This window comes from Metabacillus sediminilitoris (genome assembly GCF_009720625.1).
In the GTDB taxonomy this organism is placed as follows: Bacteria; Bacillota; Bacilli; order Bacillales; family Bacillaceae; genus Metabacillus; species Metabacillus sediminilitoris.
Genome location: NZ_CP046266.1, coordinates 3,496,118 through 3,515,075 on the forward strand (window position 1 = coordinate 3,496,118; position 18,958 = coordinate 3,515,075).

Annotated in this window: 18 protein-coding genes and 1 riboswitch; of the genes, 2 read left to right on the forward strand and 16 right to left on the reverse strand. The window is 34.1% G+C overall.

Annotation, left to right across the window (positions count from 1 at the left end; genetic code table 11):
* Positions 1-48 precede the first annotated feature (48 nt).
* The 5 genes from GMB29_RS16725 to GMB29_RS16745 form a co-directional block, all read right to left on the reverse strand.
* Positions 49-516: a DUF2663 family protein gene (locus GMB29_RS16725; RefSeq protein ID WP_136351115.1), complete on the reverse strand. Its 468-nt coding sequence runs from the start codon at positions 514-516 to the stop codon at positions 49-51.
* Positions 517-602: 86 nt separating this feature from the next.
* A complete protein-coding gene (locus GMB29_RS16730) occupies positions 603-1,253 on the reverse strand; it encodes a LysM peptidoglycan-binding domain-containing protein (protein WP_136351116.1) in 651 nt (216 codons plus the stop codon).
* The gene (locus GMB29_RS16735) at positions 1,246-1,845 is read right to left on the reverse strand and encodes a CPBP family intramembrane glutamic endopeptidase (protein ID WP_136351117.1); all 600 of its coding nucleotides are present in this window, start codon (positions 1,843-1,845) and stop codon (positions 1,246-1,248) included. The genes GMB29_RS16730 and GMB29_RS16735 overlap by 8 nt, the downstream gene beginning before the upstream one ends.
* 3 nt (positions 1,846-1,848) lie before the next feature.
* On the reverse strand, positions 1,849-3,348 hold the full coding sequence (locus tag GMB29_RS16740; protein ID WP_136351118.1) for a RecQ family ATP-dependent DNA helicase: 1,500 nt from the start codon (positions 3,346-3,348) through the stop codon (positions 1,849-1,851).
* A gap of 3 nt (positions 3,349-3,351) precedes the next feature.
* Positions 3,352-4,413: a YpbB family protein gene (locus GMB29_RS16745; RefSeq protein WP_136351119.1), complete on the reverse strand. Its 1,062-nt coding sequence runs from the start codon at positions 4,411-4,413 to the stop codon at positions 3,352-3,354.
* Positions 4,414-4,711: 298 nt separating this feature from the next.
* On the opposite strand from GMB29_RS16745, the gene GMB29_RS16750 reads away from it, so the two are divergent.
* On the forward strand, positions 4,712-4,960 hold the full coding sequence (locus tag GMB29_RS16750; protein WP_136351120.1) for a ferredoxin: 249 nt from the start codon (positions 4,712-4,714) through the stop codon (positions 4,958-4,960).
* A 77-nt stretch (positions 4,961-5,037) separates the two neighbouring features.
* Here the strand turns inward: GMB29_RS16750 and GMB29_RS16755 are convergent, their stop codons facing one another.
* The gene (locus tag GMB29_RS16755) at positions 5,038-5,625 is read right to left on the reverse strand and encodes an ECF transporter S component (protein WP_136351121.1); all 588 of its coding nucleotides are present in this window, start codon (positions 5,623-5,625) and stop codon (positions 5,038-5,040) included.
* 173 nt (positions 5,626-5,798) lie between these two features.
* Positions 5,799-5,935, reverse strand: a riboswitch (FMN riboswitch).
* 158 nt (positions 5,936-6,093) lie between these two features.
* On the opposite strand from GMB29_RS16755, the gene serA reads away from it, so the two are divergent.
* Complete coding sequence (gene serA / locus GMB29_RS16760; RefSeq protein WP_136351122.1) at positions 6,094-7,668, forward strand: phosphoglycerate dehydrogenase; 1,575 nt, start codon at positions 6,094-6,096, stop codon at positions 7,666-7,668.
* A gap of 76 nt (positions 7,669-7,744) precedes the next feature.
* Here the strand turns inward: serA and GMB29_RS16765 are convergent, their stop codons facing one another.
* The 10 genes from GMB29_RS16765 to rluB form a co-directional block, all read right to left on the reverse strand.
* On the reverse strand, positions 7,745-8,605 hold the full coding sequence (locus GMB29_RS16765; RefSeq protein WP_168733740.1) for a M23 family metallopeptidase: 861 nt from the start codon (positions 8,603-8,605) through the stop codon (positions 7,745-7,747).
* Positions 8,606-8,932: 327 nt separating this feature from the next.
* Positions 8,933-10,099, reverse strand: a complete 1,167-nt coding sequence (locus GMB29_RS16770; RefSeq protein ID WP_136351124.1) for a GerMN domain-containing protein — start codon at positions 10,097-10,099, stop codon at positions 8,933-8,935.
* Entirely contained in the window at positions 10,077-10,625 is a 549-nt protein-coding gene (gene sigX, locus GMB29_RS16775; RefSeq protein ID WP_136351125.1) for an RNA polymerase sigma factor SigX, read from the reverse strand. Before sigX ends, GMB29_RS16770 begins: the two co-directional genes overlap by 23 nt.
* 210 nt (positions 10,626-10,835) lie before the next feature.
* On the reverse strand, positions 10,836-11,420 hold the full coding sequence (locus GMB29_RS16780) for a cob(I)yrinic acid a,c-diamide adenosyltransferase (RefSeq protein ID WP_136351126.1): 585 nt from the start codon (positions 11,418-11,420) through the stop codon (positions 10,836-10,838).
* A gap of 172 nt (positions 11,421-11,592) precedes the next feature.
* Positions 11,593-13,392 (reverse strand): ATP-binding protein, encoded by a 1,800-nt coding sequence (locus GMB29_RS16785; protein WP_136351127.1) that lies wholly within the window; start codon positions 13,390-13,392, stop codon positions 11,593-11,595.
* Entirely contained in the window at positions 13,389-14,111 is a 723-nt protein-coding gene (locus tag GMB29_RS16790; protein WP_136351128.1) for a response regulator transcription factor, read from the reverse strand. The genes GMB29_RS16785 and GMB29_RS16790 overlap by 4 nt, the downstream gene beginning before the upstream one ends.
* Before the next feature lie 294 nt (positions 14,112-14,405).
* The gene (ccsB, locus tag GMB29_RS16795; RefSeq protein ID WP_136351129.1) at positions 14,406-15,581 is read right to left on the reverse strand and encodes a c-type cytochrome biogenesis protein CcsB; all 1,176 of its coding nucleotides are present in this window, start codon (positions 15,579-15,581) and stop codon (positions 14,406-14,408) included.
* Positions 15,582-15,653: 72 nt separating this feature from the next.
* Entirely contained in the window at positions 15,654-17,276 is a 1,623-nt protein-coding gene (gene resB, locus GMB29_RS16800; protein WP_136351130.1) for a cytochrome c biogenesis protein ResB, read from the reverse strand.
* A gap of 16 nt (positions 17,277-17,292) precedes the next feature.
* Positions 17,293-17,814 carry a thiol-disulfide oxidoreductase ResA gene (resA, locus tag GMB29_RS16805; protein ID WP_136351131.1) on the reverse strand — a complete coding sequence of 174 codons (522 nt, stop codon included), beginning with the start codon at positions 17,812-17,814 and terminating at the stop codon, positions 17,293-17,295.
* Between the two features lie 90 nt (positions 17,815-17,904).
* Positions 17,905-18,639 carry a 23S rRNA pseudouridine(2605) synthase RluB gene (gene rluB / locus GMB29_RS16810; RefSeq protein ID WP_136351132.1) on the reverse strand — a complete coding sequence of 245 codons (735 nt, stop codon included), beginning with the start codon at positions 18,637-18,639 and terminating at the stop codon, positions 17,905-17,907.
* Positions 18,640-18,958 lie beyond the last annotated feature (319 nt).

An 18,958-nucleotide genomic window follows, 5' to 3' on the forward strand; every position in this document is an offset into this window, starting at 1 on the left:
AAACCCTCCTTTTCTATCAAGAAATGAAGGGATAATTTGAAATGTTCGTCATTTACTTTCGTGAAATAAGTTAATATCAAATTCATTTTTCATTAGTGAAAATACTTCATGTCGTTTTTTCCAATGAGTAGGCTGTGGCCATAGCTCAATACTTTTTCTAATGACTTCACATCTTAAATTATGAAATTCTGTCTCTGCTTTTTCCTCTTTCTTTTTAAAATACTGTGCTGATCCATACCCGCCTACGATAAGCAATACCATTAAAATGTGATATTTACCGTTGAAAATATAATGAAAAATCATTTCTAATTGTCCACCTGTAGGTTTAACAATAAATGCATATAAATAAACGATAAATCCCATTGCTAACACAAACGTTAGGAATTGCGCCTTAAAACATTTACTTTTATATGTTTCGTATTTTCGTTTACGTTCAACAAGATGATGTAGCATTTTCTTTGTTGGTTCGTCTGTATGATCTTTTAGCAATTGAATACTTGGTTCGATAAAAATCACTTCCTCTCATACAATATCACTTTTTAGATAGTACATTGTATGATGTAGTCCAAGCATATATGAAAATTGTGATTATTTTTAAGTAGCTATTTCAAAGGAATTTTTAACACTTGTCCTTCATATATATCATTTGCCTCAATGCCGTTAAATTCTCGAATGATCTCTTCCCCTTGTTTGCTATTATAATATTTGATAGCGATTTTAAATAAGGTTTCTCCTGCAGCAACAGTATGGGTTTTCACTTCCCGATATTCCGATTCATCAGTTGGGACAGCATTTTTGTTCACAGAGTTAGATGATTGCACATTTGTTTCATTCGGTTGATTATTTTGATCAGTCGCTTCTTTATTATCTGCATCTGATTCTGTTTGATTTGTTTCAATTTCATCTTGATTTATACTTTCTGTTTCTTCTTCAATCATATCTTCATCAATTGTTTCTTCTTCATTTTGATTATTAGAGATATACACCATTTCATTTCCAGATGGCTGATTAATGGTCACTGTGTTATCGCTGTCGTTACTGTAGTAAATTGTTATGATTAATATTGGTAGTAAAATAAAAATGAAAGCAAGCAAACTAATAATTGGGTATTTCATTTTTAGTTTTGTTTTTTTCTTTTTGTCTTTATGAACTTCACCGCGCGGCGGATAATCACCGTGGACTTCTTTATATTCATCGATCATTTTTGTACGTAAATTTTCCGCTTGATCACCGCGATATTCTGGATCATTCATTTTCTTCTTTCACCTCTCTTAAATACTGCATTCTAATTTGACATGCAAAAACAAAATCAATTATAAAATGAGCAAGAATGGTGGTATACAATGTATTTGTTATTTCATACACTAAGCCTAATAAAAAACTAATTGAAACGACCATTATAAAGAGCAGCCACTTCGACAGATAACGAAAATGTAAAATCGCAAAGATTATACTTGCAATCCAAATTCCAAAATAGGTTTGTAAAACACCTCGAAAAAGGATCTCTTCTGAGAATGAAATTAATGCTGTCAAAAAAAAGATATGTGGAATAGATCGTTTCTTGAAGAGTTTTTTATTAATTCCACCATCATCTATCATATGGTTTGGAACAATTTTCATGATAATAAAATCAACAAAAATAACTAGTAAAGCTGTACCGATTCCGTAATAAACAAATGAATAATCGCGAACTAACCATAGCTCAAGAAATTCATTAAAAGGTTGAAATAAAAATATTCCTAAGACAAGCGAGATAATGAATAGCAGCACTTGAGTGAAATATAAATTTTGAACGATTTGTTTATCTGATAGTTGTTTTATTAATTCTTCTTGCTTTTTAAGCAAAACTTAATCACTCGCCTTACAAAATATCATTTTAAGTTCTTCTTCCCAATCCATCTTTAAAATGTCATCAGTATCGACTTTTTCCCCTTCAAAAACTGTAAGATCGACACCACATTGATCACAACAATTTTTTAAAACGGTTGGAGCATTCTCTTCATCAAAATAAGCTAATAATGTTTGTCGTCTGCAGCCATCCGTTGTAAGCCACTTCCTCATCTTTCTCAGCTTCTCTTGTTTAACTGAAAGTCTATTTTCTATTGCTGACCAAATGATTGAAATAAGATTTTCCGGAGTTAACTTTCGATCTTTTAAAGCTGTCAAATGATATTCAATATAGCGCCACTGTGTTTCACTAATACCGCATTGTTCATTTATTTTTTCATATGAAAACGATTCATCTTGTGTTTCATGTAAAAAGTAAATGGTTCGGTAAAGTTTTTCATAAGAAGGGAATTCAGTTTCCATTAATGTCTTAGGAACTTCATAGTCTGAGTCTGTTAACAAAGTGACCGCTAAGCTATTTTGTCCATCACGTCCTGCTCTGCCTATTTCCTGCATATAAGATTCTAATTGAGATGGAAAATGAAAATGAATGACATAACGGATATTTTGTTTATTAATCCCCATTCCAAAAGCATTTGTACAGCATACGACTTGAAGTTGATCGTATAAAAATTGCTGTTGAATGAGAATTCGTTGTTCCTGATCCATTCCTCCATGGTAAAAACCGACTTCATTCATGCCTGAATCGATTAATACTTGAGAAAGTCTCTCTGTCCATAATCTACTCGAACAATAAATAATTCCTGCTCCTTTTAATGATTGAACGAGATTAACAATCCTAGCTATTTTTTCATCAACATTTGTCAGCTTTTCAACTGTTATCGCAATATTTGGCCTGTCAATAGAGTAGATGAATTGTTTATTCTCTATTCGGAATTGAAGAATTCTTTGAATATCCTTAAGAACTTCTTTAGTGGCAGTAGCCGTTAAAGCAAGGCAAGGAGGAGAATTAAGCTGTCTTCTTATATCACCTAATCTTGAATAATCAGGTCGAAAATCATGTCCCCATTGTGAAATACAATGAGCTTCATCCACGACAAATAATGAAATATCCACTTTTTTCAATGCATTTATAACAAAATCATTCTGCAATATTTCGGGAGATACAAAAATAAACCGATAGTTACTTAAGTTTTGTAAATACTTTCTTCTCTCCATAAACTGCAGTGTACTATTTAACGCAATGACATTCTTTTCGCCTCTAAGCTTCATTTGCTCTACTTGATCTTCCATTAAAGATAAAAGTGGGGAAACAATTAATATTGGTCCATTTAAAATGTATGCCGGAAGTTGGAAACAAAGTGACTTCCCGCCACCCGTTGGCAGCATGGCCACGACATCATTTCCTTCTAACACAGCTTCGATAATTTCTCTTTGACCTGTTTTAAATTGTTCTAGATGAAAGTAAATTTTTAACATTTTTTCAATCTGTTCGTTCATCCTTCATCCTTTCCTCCCGTTTAACGCAAATGCAAGTCTGATTTGAAAATAGCTGTATTTGTGTTCTAAATATTCCTTCACCCTTTTTAATTGGTGTGTTTTAAGAGTAGAAATCGCGTGATTAATTCGTTCATAATCATCACTTGATAAAAAATGATCTGGTTGATACGAACGATCATGAAGTGTGATTTCTACAATATGATCTTCTATCGTGTTTTCTTTTAATCTCCGCATGTGTGCAATTTCCGATATACTCTTTCCTTGCAATAAGTAAGAGCGTGTCATGGATGTTGAAGATGTCAGCGGGTTTTTGGTTAGCTTGTCTATTATTATTTCATGTAACACAAAATCCTCATTTTCCTTCAAATACTGTCTTTCCATAATAAAATGAATGACATTCCAAAACAGTAAATAAGTATATATTGGATCTTCATTTTGCTTTAGTGCTATTTGTTCAAAAGTCTGTCCAATTTTATTTCGTGAAGTAAGTCGTTGAATAAAAATGGTTGCATCCCTATTCGATTGTAATAAAAGGACCTGTTTTAATTCCTTATACAATAAATGTATAAGCTCTGATTTTGAAAATGGGACTTGTTTTAAAAATAGCTTGACCCACAATAAATCTTCTTGATTTTTAGTCAAAGGCAAATAATGTTGGTTATCATATGCATAATTAGAAAGTACTTGCACAAGTAAAGATATTCTTCTCCAAAAGATTCTTGAAACATCCCCATATTTCCATCCATTTAATGCTACCGGAATTGGTCGTTCGCTTCGTTTTTTGTCTAAAAATAATTTCCCTTTTTCCGTTAAATGATAATGTTGATTGGGTAATTGTACAATAAGTTCTTCTTGCAAAATATGTTTACAGGCATCATTAATCTGATGTCGAGAAAGCTTAGGAAATAGGGAAAACATTTGTGTTAAGTTGAAAAGTTTACCATCTTGTATTGTTTGTGAAGATTTTTTCCCATTAAGTAAATGATAAATAGCGGAGACAGATCTTTCTCCGTTAAGTTGGTTTATACAATGTAACAAAATCACATGAAAATAACTATTCTTCATTATATCACCTTACAGTGTTTGACAAGTTTCGATTCTACCTACTATTTTAACAAATTTATGGACATACGTTATATATTTAATCAGATTTTGTCGTTTACATTTCCAAATAAAACACAAAACCCTTATATGATAAGGATTCTCATTAGACTTTTATATTGAAAAGTCCTGAAAAGCAATTTACAATACTAGATAGGCACAAATTTCGAGATTGAAATCTGTAAATAGAATTCACTCAAATAATATGTTCTACCATATGATGATTTATATGGTATTAATTTTATCAGGAGGTTTGTTTTTAATGGCAAAGTACACAATTGTAGATAAAGACACATGTATTGCTTGTGGTGCATGTGGAGCAGCAGCCCCAGACATCTATGACTACGATGATGAAGGGATTGCATATGTTACCTTAGATGATAATCAAGGAATTGTCGAAGTACCTGAGGTTCTTGAAGAAGATATGATGGATGCGTTTGAAGGATGTCCAACTGATTCCATTAAGATCGCAGACGATAAATTCGATGGTGATGCGTTAAAATTCGAATAGAGTTCTTCTCTGCGATATTTCGCAGTTTTGGATAACGTTTAATAATAAAAACCTCTGCATAATTGCAGAGGTTTTCTTTATACTTGTTTATAATTTATATTCATTTGGCCTGATAACCAATTTTTCATTTTCGACATAATTGCCACTAACAGTAATGTCACGAACAATCCTTTAATAAGGTTAAATGGCAGAATTGCCGCAATAACAAACTGTCTCGTTGCTTCTGAAGACATTGCAGGCATGTTTAAAAATAAAGTGTATGCTGGCATGATAAGATAATAATTTAAAATGCTCATGATTACAGTCATCAATAAAGTACCTATACTTAGTCCAATTAGTAATCCTTTTAGGTTCTTAAATCGTCTAAACATATAAGCTGAAGGCAGAATAAATAAAGATCCAGCAATAAAATTAGACATTTCGCCTACAGGTACCCCTGTCGCATTTCCTTGTATGAGGTAATGAAGAATATTTTTAAAAGCTTCGACCATTAACCCTGCAGATGGTCCAAATACAATGGCAGCGATTAAAGCAGGGATATCACTGAAATCAATTTGTAAAAAGGTTGGGAACCCTGGGAATGGAAAATCAAGCATCATAAGTAAATATCCAATACTACTTAACATCCCAACTGTTACATGTTTTTTTACTTTACTTTGTTGCATCTTTTATCTCTCCTTTTCTGATCGCACTCGAAAAAGAGAAAGTTCTTAATCAAACTCACACGAAACAAGCCCCTGATATATATCGTTGAATTTCATAAAACGATACATTCCAGGGGCATTTTTATGCAAGTTTAAATAAACGTTTAAAACTGTTTCTTTTTAAACGCGTGAACCTCCATCTTCTCTCATCCAGACTATACTGTCGGTTCTGGAATTCCACCAGATCCTGCCCAAAACAATAGGCTCGCGGACTTAGAAAAAAAATTTCATCACCGCCGGTCGGGAATTTCGCCCTGCCCCGAAGATTGATCATATTATTTAATTTTTGATACACACTAAATTATATAATGCAATAACAATTTTGTATACAATAAAGTCTCGAATCCAATGCTTTAAAGTTTCATTGACAAAATTGTCTTAATATGTTAAATTATCTGATATTTATTCTGCCCTTTAGGAGGATTATGAATGATTCATGTTTTAGTTTCAGATTCAATGAGTAGTGAAGGTTTGCAGCCAATATTGAATGCACCACAGATAAACGTCGTGCAAAAGAAGGTTGAAGAAGTTGAAGAGGAACTACACTTGTTTGATGCAATCCTCGTTAGAAGTGCTACAAAAGTTACCGAAGAATTGTTGAAAAAAATGACAAACCTAAAAATTGTAGGCCGTGCTGGTGTGGGTGTTGATAACATTGATATTGATGCTGCGACAAAATATGGTGTTGTTGTGATAAATGCACCTAATGGCAATACAATTTCAACAGCAGAGCATACTTTTGCAATGATGGCCTCTTTATTACGACACATTCCACAAGCAAGTGTCTCTGTAAAATCAAATGAATGGAATCGTAATGCCTTTGTAGGAACAGAATTGTACGGTAAATCCTTAGGTATAATTGGTTTTGGCAGAATTGGCGGTGAATTAGCAAAACGTGCACGTGTATTCGGCATGGATGTTCTTGTTTATGATCCTTTCCTTACTAAAGACCGCGCAGAAAAAATCGGCGTAAAAATCTGTGCATTTGATGAACTTTTAGCTGGTGCCGATATTATAACTGTCCATACTCCGCTTATTAAAGAAACTAAAGGAATTTTAAACAAAGAATCAATCGCAAAAGCAAAAAAAGGGGTATATTTATTAAATTGTGCCCGTGGTGGAATTATTGATGAAGAAGGATTGATTTATCATCTTAAAAATAAACATGTTGCAGGTGCAGCTTTGGATGTATTTGAAGTAGAGCCACCTGTTAATAATAAACTGCTTGAATTTGAAAATGTAATCGTCACCCCGCATTTAGGTGCTTCTACGAAAGAAGCACAGCTCAATGTTGCTGCACAAGTAACTCAAGAAGTATTAAATTACCTTGACGGCAAACCGGTTACATCATCGATTAACCTGCCGACTTTAACAAAGGAGCTATTTGACAAAATTCAACCATTTTATCAGCTTGCTAAAAAGATGGGTAATATTGTTTCACAATGTATGCGAGTGCCTGTACAAGAAATTGCCATTCAGTATGAAGGTACTGTAGCTGAACTTGAAACATCATTCATAACAAAAGCATTATTATCAGGCTTTTTAGGTGCAAGAGTTGACATTACTGTTAATGAAGTTAATGCAGGGATGATTGCAAAAGAAAGAGGAATTACCTTTAGCGAAAAAATTACTGAGAACAAATCTGGTTATGAAAATTGCTTAGAAGTGAAAGTATTTGGTGACGATCAAACCTTTGTATTAAAAGGTACTCATGTTCCTAACTACGGAGAACGCATAGTTGGAATTAATGATTTTAATATTGATTTTTATCCAACAGGGCATTTAATGTATATTCAACACCAAGATAAACCTGGTGTAATTGGGCGAGTTGGAAAAGTGTTAGGAGATCATGAAATAAATATTGCGACAATGCAGGTTGGTCGAAAGGTTAAAGGCGGAGAAGCTATTATGATGTTAGCATTCGACCGTGTTTTAGATCCATCTTTAACAAAGCAACTAGCAAGCTACGAAGAGATTGTCTCTGTCAAAACTATTGATTTATAATGTATGATTATTAAGTGGCTGGCTTTTTGTCAGCCACTTTTTTAATGCTAATAACCAGTTGTATAACTCTTTATAACTAATTCAGCTTTATGTTAGCTGCAGAATCAAAACGAAAAGTATTCGCAATTGATAAATTTGTATCTTTATCCTGGACAACATTGTTCTTTTCTTTCACATTATACATTTTTAATTCTTGACCAGGAAAAATAACATCAGACTCCAATTTGTTCCATTTTTGAATCGATTTCACAGTTACTTTATGGTGTTGTGACAATCTCCAAAGAGTATCACCCTTTTTCACTGTAATTACTTTTTCTTGTGTTACTGCATCATTTTGATTATCATCTTGAGGATTTTCAGAAGTATTTGCTTGAACTTCTTTGCTAATCACATTCCCCTTTAAATGATGATGTTCTTGTTCACTATGTACAGTAGAGTTCGGTAAATCAAATACGAATAATGGATCTAACGCATGTTCTTTTCCATATGTCCATTCGCCTTCATGCAATTCAAAGTGTAAATGTGTTCCCGATGAGACTCCTGTGTTGCCAATAACCCCAAGTTCTTGTCCTTTCTTTACTACTTCCCCTTCGTCTACCTTCCGCTTACTTAGATGAGCATAAACAGTTTCATAGCCTTCTGGATGTTCAACGAAAACAACATGACCATATGTCGTTGAGTAATACGACCTTGTTACTTTGCCATCTGAAACGGAAACAATTTTTTCACCTTCTGGAGCTGCAATATCTATCCCTTTATGCTTACCATTTCTTGTTCCGAACGTATCCGTAATTCTACCATCAACAGGCTGAATCCATTTATCTTCTAGCTCATCAACATATGATTCTGCTTTTACCTGGCTGCCCTCCAAAAAGAGCATACCGAATAATAGTACAATCAAAGTGATTCCTAGCAAGTGTCTAACATAAACTAACATCATTTTCCCCCTACATTCTGATTAGGCTTTTTCACTTGTTTATACGAAAATAGCACTTTGTTATGCAAAGGCTTGAAGTGACAAGTCACATGATCATTTTTTGAAGATCGACGATTCTTTTTATAAAATTCGGTCAATCCTAATCACAAAAAATAATGTATGTAGGCTCGTCTAAAAAAAGAACAAAAGTAGTATGTTACAAATTTTGCCGTTTTATTCATAAAACATTCGCTTTTGGCTGATAATTAAAACTTGAAATAAAAAAGAAACTCAGAATATGAGTCTCTTTAGGATAAAATCACTTATCATTTCTAATAGTCTGCATGATTAATTTTCGTCATCAATTGGATTTGGTGAAAAAGGGACTTCAATTGGCTTTGTAACATCCATTATTCCAACTTTGTCCAGATTCATACCATTGAAGCGAACTGTTTGATAACCAAACTCTTTAGCAGTTAAAAGAATCGATTCAAGCATAATAATTGTTTGTTCATTGTTTTGAAAATTTGCTGTTTTATCAAACTCAACGACTAGTTGTTTTCCACTATTTTTTGTCTTAATAATCGAAATATTATTCCTTATGGTAGGTTTTAATTTTCGCTCTTCCATCCCCTGTTTCATTGCTTTAATGGCTAAATCAATTGAATCATAATGAGTAGGCGATGGGACAAGAAGTTTACGTGTTTGTTCGTCATACTGATATAGGAAATAAGCTTTTTTACTTTCTTTTCTTACAACCAATTCTTTTTTTAAACCTGTTTGACTGAAATAAATCCCTTCCTTTTCATCTGAAAAAAGTTTTGCCGATTTATAATCATACCATCTTAACGTTTCAATAATAGCATTTTGATATAATTCCTCATTTGCAGTTGATTGAAAATTAGGTTCACCTTTATAAGAAATAGCAATTTCTTCAGGATTTTCTGCATGAATAAAATCAGTATTCATTAACTCATATGTTATTGGTCCGAGTTGTTCAGAATAATCATTCGGATTAACTTTTTCTAATTGCGCTAGTTTTTCTTGCCTTTTATCCGCCTTAAGACTAATCGGTAGAATGTTTTGTGCTTGAGAATCAGTAAAACCAACAGTAACTGTCTCTTCTGCTTTGTTTGAGCTAGTAACAAAGGTTTCTTGTTCATTTACGCTATCATCGAAAGCTTGTTGTTCGATCGAGCTTTCTTGGGCGAATTTTGATTCCTCCATTTTCGTTTCATTACTAGATTCATGCTCTATTTTTTCTGAGGATGACGCCATATCCATGGTACTTTCTTCAGATGAAGTGAATTTTTGATAGAAATGAGGGGAGATCATCGCAAACAGTAAAAGTGCAGCAACTGAAGCAATCGCCGGTTTTATCCATGGCCTATTCTTTCCCTGCTGTGTTTGTTGAATCCTTTTATAAAGGTCTTCAGCAGTTCTTTTATCTTTAATAGGGGGTAACTGCTGAAAAAGCTGTTCAAGCTGTTCTTCATTCCACTCTTGTTTTTTCATGAGATAACCCCTCCTTATCAGATATGTTATTCATTTCTTTTTGCAGCTGTTTGATTGCTCGATGCTGTGTGGTTTTAACCTTACTTGTCGACCACTTTAGTGCATCTGCCGTTTCAGCTATCGATAGTTCTTGAATATAACGTAAAACAATGACCATCCGCTGATCGATTGAACATGCATCAAGTGCACGATACATCCATTGAACTTGTTCATTTTGTAATGCGACCTCATCAGGTAGTGGCAGATCATCTTCTAGTTGCTGTTTATCCCAATCAAACTTTTCTAAGATCCGTCTTCGGATTGTTTTTTGCTTACGAAACCAATCAATCGCCACATGCCTGGCAATCGAAAAAAGCCATGTCTTTTCACTGCTTCGCCCTTCAAACTTTTCATAGGATTTTAAAACGCGTATATAAACCTCTTGGACGAGGTCTTCAGCTTGTTCACGATTTTTAACCATATAGAATAAAAATTGAAAAAGGTCATGATGATATTTTTCATATATTCGTTGAAAGGTATCCTCCATGAATGCCCCTCCATTCTGTTATTTAGTCGTAAAGATATAGGAAAAGTTTCATCATTATCATAAAAATCCTCTTTGAAACAACTATGTAATATTTACCAACAACTATGTAATACTTTAGCATATTTCAAATGATTCGGGAGAAAATAATTTAGAATGATGAAAGAAAAAAACGACTCATGTATAATAAACATAAGTCGTTTTTAAACTTTCTTAAAGTTGATTATTCTCTGGAGACTTCGTTTTAAATACTAGCGCACTTCTTTCATATTCAACATCATTTACACCTAATCGATAATTAATCACTCTAGCTATTGCAAAAAAGTAATCAGACAAGCGGTTTAAGTATTTTAAGACAATATCATTTATATCCATTTCCTTGTGAAGGGAAACAGTACACCGTTCTGCTCTTCGTGTAACAGTTCTAGCAAGATGAACAACAGCTGAAGCTGGACTGCCTCCAGGTAAGATAAATCGCTCTAATTCTGGAGCTTCTTTTACATAATGATCAATTCTTCCCTCTAAAAACAAAACCATTTCTGCTGTCGTTTTATATGGATATTTTTCTTTAACAACTGCTAAATCTCCCCCACAATCAAACAACTCATGTTGAATCTTCTCTAATTCCTGATAGATATCCTTAAACATCTGGTCTGTTAACATTGTCATTGCTAAACCAACATAGGAATTCGCTTCATCAATTGTTCCATATGCTTCTACTCGCAAGTGATCCTTATCAACTCTTCCGCCAATAATGCTTGTTTTCCCGCTGTCACCAGTTCTCGTATATAAATTCATACATACACTCTCCAATCTTAATATTAGCTAATCGTTATAAAATTTCACTCACTTATTCTTCTTCTCTATATTCTATAAAAGAAACGGTATGAAAATAGACTATTCGTACGAATAGTCTATTTCTTTTTCAATTGTTTCATTGTTCCTTATGAAACAAGATTGTTCGCCAATATCATGCAGAATTTAACCTTATTCGTGGTAAAATGATGCTAAAAGTTGTCCCTTCTCCTAACTTGCTGTGAACTTGTATTTTACCTTTATGTGCTTCTATGATATTCTTTACAATCGCTAATCCAAGACCTGTACCAGCCCTGCCGCGAGTTCTAGCTTTATCAGCTTTATAGAAGCGTTCAAAAACGAATGGTAAATCGTCTTCAGGTATACCGCTTCCAGAATCCTGAACTAAAATTTTTAAGCCTGATTCATTGTCTTCCACAGAAATAGAGACAGCACCATGTTCAGAAGTATGGCGAATTGCATTATCTATTAAGTTCGTTAAAACTTGTTCAATACGATCTGGATCTACCACATAATGATTTTCTTCTAAATGAACATTTGCTTGGAGAGATATTTGTTTATCCTTAGCTAATCCTTGGAACTTACGATTAATTTTATCAATAAACTGTGGAACAGAAATCTCTTCAAAATTTAATGTAATGTGCCCCGCTTCCATTCTTGCGAGATCTAATAATTCATTAACCAAACGTCCCATACGGAGTGATTCATCATATATGACCTGCGCAATTTCTTTCTTTTCTTCATCAGTACTTGCAATATCATCAACGATCGCTTCACTATATCCTTGAAGCATTGAAATTGGTGTTCGTAATTCATGACTAACATTTGCAATAAAATCCTTGCGCAGCTTATCTAAACGCCGCTCCTCAGTCATGTCCCTTAACACAGCAACCGCACCGCGAACATATGATTGGTTATACAATGGACTCATTAGAATAACCCAACTTCTACCTTGCAGAGTTATTTCATGTAGCTGTTCATTATTTGTATTTACAACATGCTGAAAGAGATCCATAACTTCTGGAGGAAGCTCTTCACCAGAATGTACATTCATTCCTTTGTCATAATACCAGGCCTGTAAAAACCGTTCTGCAGGAGGATTTGTAATTAAAATGATTCCATCATGATTTAAGGTAATGACTCCGTCTGCCATACTGCTCAATATATTTGTTAAATGTTCCTTTTCTTGACTTAATGCGTTTATATGGAATTTTAACTGCTTTCCCATTTGATTGAAAGCAATTCCAAGTTCACCTATTTCATCATTTGACATAATAGGTACTTGATCATCAAATTTTCCTTTTGCTAACTCTTGTGCTACCTCTTTCATTTTTCTCAAAGGATACGTAATTCTCGTAGATAAAAAGAAAGCAAATATTGTTGTTAAGACAATGGCAATACCAGCTGCATAAATAATATATTTCGTCGTATGTTTTGTTGTTTCATGAACTGCTGAAAGCGATTGTGAAATAAAAACGGCACCTTCAACATTTTCCGAAACTGAGTATGGAACACCAACTATTAATACTTCTTCTTCTGCATTTTCGACTTGATCATTCAGGTCATCTAAATTTGTACGTTTACTAATTTTACTCTCATTTGTAAATACACTTGTTAGATCAGGATCTTTTGCAATATCTTCAAATTCAAGATGGGGGACATTTTCATATTCGATTGGTGAATTCCAAAAAGTATCATTGTCTTCAACAATAAGGATATGAGTTAATTCATCTGTTAATTCCCATGTAATTGATCTGGCTAAAGATTGATCTTCATGACTTTCCAAAATAACGGAGACTTTATTCGCAAGTTGTGTTAGCTCTTTCTCAGCTTCATCAACATGATAATTTTCAATGAATTCCAACATAAAAATGGTTAAAACAAATAAGACAAAGATTACGAGCAAAATAATCGTTCCCCAAACTTTACCAACTACACTTCGCCAAAGCCTCATGCATTATTAACCTCAAATTTATAGCCTACTCCCCATACTGTAACAATCATTTTTGCTGCTTCAGGGGATACTTTACTTAATTTTTCACGAAGACGTTTTACGTGTGTATCAACCGTACGCAGATCTCCAAAAAATTCATATTGCCACACTTCTTTTAACAACTTCTCACGATCATAAACCTTATCAGGTGTTTTTGCTAAAAAGTAGAGCAGTTCGTATTCTTTAGGAGTTAAACTAACTTCTAAACCATCTGCTGTTACACGATGTGCATCATGATCAATTGAAAGATGCGGAAAAACGATGACATTTTTCGCTTTCGTATCCGTTTTTAAATAGGAAGTTTGTGAGGATCTTCTTAATAAAGCCTTAACTCTTAATACAACTTCTCTTGGACTAAAAGGTTTTACAATATAATCATCAGTACCTACTTCAAATCCTTGTACACGATTTGCTTCTTCACCTTTAGCGGTTAACATAATGATTGGAGTTGCTTTTTTCTCACGAAGTTGTTTACACACTTCAATACCATCGATACCTGGCATCATAATATCAAGTAAAATAAGGTCATAATCGTTGTTTAAGCCAAGCTCTAATGCCTCATGGCCATTTTCCGCTTCTTCGATTTCATATTTTTCTCTTTCTAAATACATACGTAAAAGTCGTCTGATTCGATCTTCATCATCTACCACTAAAATTTTTGCAAATTGATTCTCTTCCATTACGATTCCTCCTAGTGTGAAATGCTCTAATGTTTGGCATGTGATTCGTGAACTGCTCCTATTTACAAGAAGGTTTAATCCTTTCTTTAGGAGTCAACTTATGTAATGATATACCCGCGCAGGAGCTAGACACGGATTCTTGAGTTTAATTCCTATTCACTATTATCATTAGCTAAAAGCTCTAACGCTAATATAAGCCATTATTTCCATGATTAAAAAGAAAAGCCTGTCACCGCAAAAGAGTGAAGGCTTTGATAGCAGTGTGTTTTACTATCCTACTAAAACGCTAATTTTCTATGCATATGAATGCAATCCAGCAATGACTAAGTTTACAAAAATCAAGTTAAACATAATGATCGCAAAACCAATCACGGCAAGCCATGCTGATTTTTCACCATGCCATCCCTTTGAGAGACGAAGGTGTAAGTATGCAGCATAAAACAAAAATGTAATAAGTGCCCAAACTTCTTTCGGATCCCAGCCCCAAAATCGAGTCCAGGCGATTTGCGCCCATATCATTGCAAAAATTAAGGCCCCAAGTGTAAATACCGGAAAACCGATTGCAACCGACCGATAACCGATTTCATCGACTAAATCCAGGTTTACATTTTTCGTAAATGGTTGAATAGATGCTGAGATTCGTTTTCGGAATACCAATCTTAATATTCCATAAAGAAGTGATCCGACAACAACTGACCAAATAACCGTATTCAGCTTTCTTGCTGAAATGATTGCGGGAAGTTCTACTAACGGTTCAAATTTCCCTTCTGTTACTAATTCTCCTTCATGTGGACCAACTAATGCAGGTAAAGTAAATGTCATTACTGCTTCCTGCTCATTTTTATCTATCCAATTAAAATCTGCTTGATAATCCATCGCCTTAAATGTGCTAGTAATTATAATAAACCCTAATGCAACAACTAGTATATACATGACACATTCTAACCAAAATGTTTTTTTTGTAGATTTCGTTTGATCAACTACCTTTACAAGATGTATAATTCCGGCAATCGCACTTATTGATAAGATTGCTTGTCCTAAAGCAGCAGTTGTTACATGTATGTATAGCCAGTGAGTCTGCAATGATGGAATAAGCGGACTAATTTCTGATGGAAACATACTCGCATATGCAATGATAAGGATAACAATAGGTAAAGTAAATAAACCTAAAATAGCTACCTTGTAAATGAAAAATAAAATAATGAACGCAAGCACCATCATCATGCCAAATGCAGTTGCAAATTCATATAAATTACTTACCGGAGCATGCCCTGAAGCAATCCATCTCGTAATAAAGTACCCAAGCTGTGTAGCAAAACCGGCAATTGTTGTCACCACTGCAAGTATTGTCCACTTACTCATTTTATCTGATTTTGACCGTTTGTCACGGATGGAACCGCCAAATAAGAAAATGGCAAACAAGTATAGTATAAAAGCAATCTCTAATAAAGTACTACTAAGTTCCGCCACAATTTCCCCTCCCTCTTGCAATCTTATTTATCAGTTCTGTCTTTGAAAATGGGCGTAATGTACACAGTCACTTTATTCCTTTTCCTTCTGATCAATAGGTAATGTTAACGATGTACCTTCTAATATCTTTTTCAATTCCTTTGCTAAGGCAAAATAATTTTTATTTGTATGTCCAGCTATCAATACTTCGGATTCATTGCGTTTGATCCAGATTCTCCGGTGATTCCAATAACTTCCCTGGAGAACACCAATCATAAAGATTGCACCGCCAAGCCCAAGTACCCATAGTGTTAAGTCTTTTCTAACAGTTAGTGCAGTAAGATTTTTTGTTTCAACACCTTCAAATTTCATCTTATACTGATTTTCTCCTGAAGCCTCTATTGTTTGTTGTATGGCAACAAAACTTGTCTCACCTTCAGGTTTTTCAGGACTTATCATTTTAAAGACAAATGCAGGATTGTTTGGAACATTTGTCTTAGTGGAAGGAGTCCCATCATCCTTAAAGAAAAAATCTGGTAGGTATGTAGCAAGTTCAACTTTATAACCATTTCCTAAATCATAGGTTGATTGAGGATTTAGAAGATCAACCGTCACTTGTCCAAAAGCTTTTTCTGTTTCTTTATCTATTAAACTAAATGTCATTTTATTTAATTCATTTAATTTATAATCAACTTGATAGAGAGAAAAACGATCGAATTTAAGTGGTTCATTTACTTGAATTTCTGCCTGCTTTATTTTTTCAAGGTTAGGTTCTTCACCATGGATAAACTCGCCTTTTCTTTCGTATAGAACAACATCAGACTGAAAATCTTTAACAATACTTCCATCTCCTACACGAGTAATGGCATCCGAAAAAACTTCATTTTCTTTGTCTTTTTCATATGTTTCCATAGTGAATTTTTTATTTTCTAAATAATACTGTCCATCGGTTCCAGGAATAACTTGTGTCTCACCTTCTCTTAACCAAAGGACTTCATCGACATACATGCCTGGAAAAAATCGCAGCATACCGCCGATTAAAAAGATAATTAATCCACAGTGATTAACATAAGGACCCCATCTAGAAAAGCGGCCTTTTTCAGCTAGTAAGTTTCCATTCTCTTCTTTTACCTTATAGCGGCTTGATTCTAACCTTTCTTTTATTAACTCTAGGTTCATTTCATTTGTTTTAGTAGAACTATATAATCTTTGTCGCTTCATAAACGAATTGTGTCTAGAAACACCTTGCTTTTTCAATACTCGATATAATGGCACAAATCGATCTAAACTCGCAATTACAAGTGAGATACCTAATGAAGCTACCAAAATCATGTACCACCAGGAACCATATAAATTATGAAAACCTAACTGATAATACAATTGCCCGAGAACTCCATATTCATCCTTGTAAAACTCACTTGGAGTTGCTGTCGGAGGAATATACATTTCCTGTGGAAAAACGGTTCCAAGAGCCGAGGCTATTAAAAGTAAGACAATGATCCATATCCCTACCTTAACCGATGAAAAGAAGTTCCATATTTTATCAACAATCGTTTTTTTATAAGTTTGAGACCGTCTTGCAGTTCCTTCATATTTCATATCCAATAGTTTTTGTTGGTCTTTTATCTCTTTTACTCCTATTGGATTACCACATGATTCACATAGATGTGTCCCCTCTGGATTTATGTGACCGCACTCACATTGTACCTTATTCATCCTGAAAACTCCCCATTTAAGGTTTTATCTGCTCCATAAAATCTGCTACCATTCTTTCTGTTAATGATCCTGACGTAATATGTTCAACTTTACCTTCAGGGTTAATAAGGAAAGTAGTTGGAAGTGGTCCAACTCCGTAAGCATTTAAGACTTGTCGGTCTTTATCTAGGAGAATAGGGAATGTTAAATCATGTTTATCAACAAAACTTTCAACAGCAATATTAGATTCAGCAATATTAACTGCTAACACTTCAACACCTTGTGACTTATAATAATCGTATTGATTCTCCATATATGGCATTTCACGTTCACAAGGCTCACACCATGTTCCCCAGAAATTTAAAAATACTCCCTTTCCTTTATAATCAGAAAGCTTGTGTTTGTTCCCCTCTAAATCTGTTAATAAAAAATCGGGTGCTACACTACCAACCTTTATTTTCTCATTACTAACAAAGAAATTAGAATATAATGTATAACCTATTGCACTAAGCAATAGAATTAAAATAATAGAGCGCATGAGTAAACGCTTTTTCTTCATTAACAAACTCCCCTAATCTTAAAACATTCACAGTCATTATAACATTATCTAAAAATATGAATGATACATAATTTGAAGTTTATGTGAAAATTACTGTGCTTGTTTCCCATGTTTAGCTAATGCCCTAAGCTGCTTCACTTCGTGTGGTGTTAATTCTCTTGAATCGCCAGTTGTAAGACCTCTTAAATCAAGAAATGCATATTGCTCTCTTTTTAGTTTTTGAACAGGATGACCAATTGCTTCCAGCATCCGTCTAACTTGTCGATTACGACCTTCATGAATTTTCAACTCGATAATGGACGTCTGTTTTTTCTTATCAATGGATAACACTTTCACCTTAGCTGGTGCAGTTTTTCCATCTTCAAGATGTACACCTTTTTCAAGTTGTCTTATCTTCTCGCGTGGAGGAATACCTTTTACTTTTGCAACATATGTTTTTTCAACTTCATAGCGTGGATGCATTAAAGTATTGGCAAACTCACCATCATTTGTAAGAAGTAAAATTCCTGTCGTATCATAATCAAGTCTTCCGATTGGATAAATCCGTTGTTTTATGTATGGGAAAAAGTCTGTTACAACCTTCCGACCTTTATCATCCTGTGCCGCTGAAATAACACCTGCAGGTTTATATAACAGTAAATATACTGGTTCCTCGCGTTCTAATGGTATACCTTCCACTTCAACGCGATCTTGTTCAGTGACCTTTGTTCCAAGTTCTTTTACTACTTTTCCATTTACCTTTACTTTACCTTCTAAAATCAACTGCTCAGCCTTTCGTCTAGATGCCACACCTGCATGAGCTATTACCTTCTGTAAGCGTTCCATTTTTTCACCTCATAAATCATATTACTTCTTTCGATTTCTTTAGACAAGTCCAGATACTAAAATCGACTACTATATATAGCCAACTCTTGACAATAATCGTCATTTTCCGTTTATCATCATACCATAGTTTCTGTTCTCTGTAATTCTTAAGTGTATTGGTAGAGTAATGAAGCCAGTTTTAATTCTATCTTTTGTTGCTTGAAACAAATTATTATCGAGTTTTTCGAGAAGATCTTACTAAATAATTGTATATCATTATTTGTTTAATTTTACTTTGAAAAACTTTAATAGGACCGCTCTTTTAAGTGACATGTCCTTC

Coding starts and splice junctions, on each gene's coding strand:
- resB (WP_136351130.1), bottom strand. CDS start 17,276: ATGAATAAGGTACAATGTGAGTGCGGTCACATAAATCCAGAGGGGACA.
- GMB29_RS16730 (WP_136351116.1), bottom strand. CDS start 1,253: ATGAATGATCCAGAATATCGCGGTGATCAAGCGGAAAATTTACGTACA.
- GMB29_RS16740 (WP_136351118.1), bottom strand. CDS start 3,348: ATGAACGAACAGATTGAAAAAATGTTAAAAATTTACTTTCATCTAGAA.
- GMB29_RS16785 (WP_136351127.1), bottom strand. CDS start 13,392: ATGAGGCTTTGGCGAAGTGTAGTTGGTAAAGTTTGGGGAACGATTATT.
- GMB29_RS16780 (WP_136351126.1), bottom strand. CDS start 11,420: ATGAATTTATATACGAGAACTGGTGACAGCGGGAAAACAAGCATTATT.
- GMB29_RS16770 (WP_136351124.1), bottom strand. CDS start 10,099: ATGAAAAAACAAGAGTGGAATGAAGAACAGCTTGAACAGCTTTTTCAG.
- GMB29_RS16765 (WP_168733740.1), bottom strand. CDS start 8,605: ATGTTAGTTTATGTTAGACACTTGCTAGGAATCACTTTGATTGTACTA.
- GMB29_RS16755 (WP_136351121.1), bottom strand. CDS start 5,625: ATGCAACAAAGTAAAGTAAAAAAACATGTAACAGTTGGGATGTTAAGT.
- GMB29_RS16790 (WP_136351128.1), bottom strand. CDS start 14,111: ATGGAAGAGAATCAATTTGCAAAAATTTTAGTGGTAGATGATGAAGAT.
- sigX (WP_136351125.1), bottom strand. CDS start 10,625: ATGGAGGATACCTTTCAACGAATATATGAAAAATATCATCATGACCTT.
- resA (WP_136351131.1), bottom strand. CDS start 17,814: ATGAAGAAAAAGCGTTTACTCATGCGCTCTATTATTTTAATTCTATTG.
- serA (WP_136351122.1), top strand. CDS start 6,094: ATGATTCATGTTTTAGTTTCAGATTCAATGAGTAGTGAAGGTTTGCAG.
- GMB29_RS16745 (WP_136351119.1), bottom strand. CDS start 4,413: ATGAAGAATAGTTATTTTCATGTGATTTTGTTACATTGTATAAACCAA.
- rluB (WP_136351132.1), bottom strand. CDS start 18,639: ATGGAACGCTTACAGAAGGTAATAGCTCATGCAGGTGTGGCATCTAGA.
- GMB29_RS16750 (WP_136351120.1), top strand. CDS start 4,712: ATGGCAAAGTACACAATTGTAGATAAAGACACATGTATTGCTTGTGGT.